This window comes from Streptomyces sp. NPDC006393 (assembly GCF_040628575.1).
In the GTDB taxonomy this organism is placed as follows: Bacteria; Actinomycetota; Actinomycetes; order Streptomycetales; family Streptomycetaceae; genus Streptomyces.
The window spans coordinates 1-2882 of the sequence record NZ_JBEXZD010000210.1; the positions used below are offsets into that span (position 1 = coordinate 1).

General features: G+C 68.2%; 2 protein-coding genes and 1 pseudogene. 1 reads left to right on the forward strand and 2 read right to left on the reverse strand.

Features of this window, described 5'->3' with window-relative positions; genetic code table 11:
• Positions 1-98: 98 nt before the first annotated feature.
• Together ABZ484_RS38505 and cyc1 are read right to left on the reverse strand one after the other, a co-directional pair.
• Complete coding sequence (locus ABZ484_RS38505; RefSeq protein ID WP_358870605.1) at positions 99-1475, reverse strand: cytochrome P450; 1377 nt, start codon at positions 1473-1475, stop codon at positions 99-101.
• Entirely contained in the window at positions 1472-2557 is a 1086-nt protein-coding gene (cyc1, locus tag ABZ484_RS38510) for an epi-isozizaene synthase (RefSeq protein WP_358870606.1), read from the reverse strand. Before cyc1 ends, ABZ484_RS38505 begins: the two co-directional genes overlap by 4 nt.
• 218 nt (positions 2558-2775) lie before the next feature.
• Between cyc1 and ABZ484_RS38515 the strand changes: the two are divergent.
• Positions 2776-2882 (forward strand): annotated as a pseudogene (locus ABZ484_RS38515) (N-acetyl-1-D-myo-inositol-2-amino-2-deoxy-alpha-D-glucopyranoside deacetylase); the annotation flags it as partial.

Genomic DNA, 2882 nt, shown 5'->3' on the forward strand with positions numbered 1-2882 from the left:
ACCTTCAGGCCGAGGATCCACAGTGCCAGGCCGGTGGCGAGGGCGGACTGGACGATCGCGAGGGCGCCGAAGGCGAGGGTCGGCCGGGCGCCGGCCGGTCAGCGGGGCAGGGCCCGCAGCAGCAGGCGGCGCGGGCGCAGGGTGATGCCGATGCGCGGCCTCGGATCGGAGCCGGGGGCCTGCTCGAAGCGGTAGGCGGAGGCGATCGCCGCGGTGATCAGCGTGAGTTCGGCCATCGAGAAGTGGTCGCTCGGGCACTTCCGGTTGCCCACGCTGAACGGCTCCATCGCGTACTTCGGGACCGCCTTGGCCCGCTCCGGGAGCCACCGATCGGGGTCGAAGTCCTCGTGGCGGTCGTAGGAGCGGTGGTCGCGCTGGACGGCGTACGGGCTGTAGATGACGTCCGCGCCCTTGGGGATGCGGTATCCGCCGAGCCGGGTGTCGGTCACCGCACGCCGGGTCAGAATCCATACGGCCGGGTACAGCCGCATTGTCTCGACGACGACATTCGCGGTGTACCTCAGTTTTCGGACGTCCTCGAATGCGACCGGCCGGTCCCCCACGACCGTTTTCACCTCGTCCCGGATCTTGTCCCCGAGATCCGGGTGCTCGGCGAGCACGAGGAGCAGCGACATGATCGTGGAACCGACGGTTTCGCTTCCCGGGGTGAGTATCGCGATGACCTGGTCGTGGATCTCCTGTTCCCCGATGGGCTCGCCGTTCTCGTCCTTCGCCTCCAGCAAAGCCGTCAGCAAATCGTCCGGTTTTTGACCGCTTGCCCGCCGGTCGGCGACGATCTCGTCGACCAGCAGATGCAAATCGGCCAGGGCGCGATTGAATTCGCGGTTGGGTTTGAGCGGCACCTTGTAAAGCGGACCGAGGGGCACGACCATGCGCTGGTACATTCCGCTGAACAGCGTGGCCAGCGCGGCACATATGCGCTCGGCACGGGCATCCATGTAGCTGCCGCGCATCAGGCACCGGGCGGCGACGCGGACGGCCACGCGGAAGGACTCCGCCGTGACGTCGAGCACCTCGCCGGAGCGCCAGCGCGCCACGAGCGCGTGGGACTCCTCGGCCATGATCGGCCCGTACTCGGGGATCACGTCGAGCCGGAAGGCGGGCTGGATGGTGCGGCGCTGACGCCGGTGCTGCGGGCCGTTGGCGGTGGCCACGCCCTGCTTGCCGAGCAGGCTCTCCAGGGACTCCCACAGCGGGCCGGCGATGATGTAGTCGGGGCTGAGGGCCAGCGCCCCGGTGAGGGCGGGCGCGGTGACGGCGTACACCGTCTTCGGGCCGAGCCGGAGGCGGACGACGTCGCCGTGGTCGCGCAGCCGGCTCAGGAAGGCCAGCGGGTCGCGGGCCAGTTTCAGGCCGTGGCCGAGGAGCGGGACCGCTCCCTCGGCCACGGGCGGCTCACGCAGTTCCGGTCCTGCCTCGGGCCGGGCCTCGGACCTCACCGACTCGACGGTCATTTCTCACCTGCCGCTTCGTTGTTGACGTACGGGGGCGTCGACCGGTCGTCCCAGCTGTCGACCATGTAGCGGCCGGACTCGTGGTGGAACCAGTAGACGGAACTGAACCAGTTGCGCATATTGCCGATGCAGGCCCGTACGGCGGCGCTCAGTTCCTTTCCCCGCACCGTGCCGTCCGCGAGGCCGTCGGCGAAACGTAAAGCCTCCCGCTCCGCGACAAGGAATTCGGATATGCATTCCTCGACGCGCCTGCGAATTTCTGCGATCGCCTCCTCGAGAGTCAGCCCGTCGTGTTTGACAAGGCTTATCCCGAGGTTGTGCACCTCGTCACCCGCGATTTCCTTGGGCAGTGAACACAGATCGTTGTACCAGGCGGCGAATTCCTGACTGAGCAACGCCGGACGCCGATAGGCGGGGTGCTTCCGTACGGCGTCCGGGAGTTCCATGCCCGCGCTCGGCTCCAGCAGGTCGGTCCAGATCCGGTGCGCGAAGGTGAGCCGGCGCAGGGCGAGGTACTCCTCGACGGTGGGCACGATGCCCTCGGTGCGATTGTGGAACTCCCGGTCGTACGCCTCGATCACCGTGTGGAAGTGCCGGGCGAAGCGGGCGTTCCATGTCGTCGGCAGGAACGCGTACAGCCGCAGCACGCTGTCCGCGAACCCCGCGACCAGGGTGTCCTGGTGGTGCAGGTGTTCCCGGGGTGCGTCGAGGGCCGTGTGCAGTGCGCGCCGCAGCCGCCGCCAGGCGACGGGCCGGCCGTGGACGATGTCGCGGTCGTGCCGGTCGTCCCAGACGAAGAACCAGGCGCTGTAGTCCGCTATGGCCTGGAGCACGTCGTCCGGGGCGCCGAGGTAGTAGCCCGCCATCAGGTCGGTGTAGCACAGGCCGTCGGCATGTTCCTCGATCTTGTCCGCCGGCATGAGCCGTTTTTCCAGCAGCCAGCAGCGGGTCTTCTCCTGGAGTTTGGGCCAATAGGCGTGGAGTTGCCTGGGGAACGCGGCCTCGATCACCGGGAGAGCGAGCGATGGTGGCACTGCGACCGCAGTCGCTGTCGATGTGGTGCTGTGTGGGAAAGCTGGCACGAACAACCCCTCTCAGCCGCCAGTGGCGCCCGCCCCTTCCGCTGTGCCCGGCGCACGCCGTCGCGTATCCCCGCACTCCCATTCAGCACCACAACTGACCGATCTGGGAACGGATTTGCTCCACTCACTACCCCGGATGCCGAGAATATCCCCTTGTGTGACTGATTTTGGCTCGACGGGTACCCGCGAGCGATCGAATGCCGACGCACACAAGTGCGGCGCCCGACCGGTCGTTCCGGTGGCCCGACCTGGGCGAGCCCTGGCGGATCGCCCGGGTGTACTGGAACCGGGTGCCGCGCTCCGTCGCCGAGGCCGCCTTCGCGCG

What these genes read in the sequence shown, in the direction of transcription:
- ABZ484_RS38505 (WP_358870605.1), bottom strand. Translation starts at nt 1,475, where the DNA reads ATGACCGTCGAGTCGGTGAGGTCCGAGGCCCGGCCCGAGGCAGGACCG.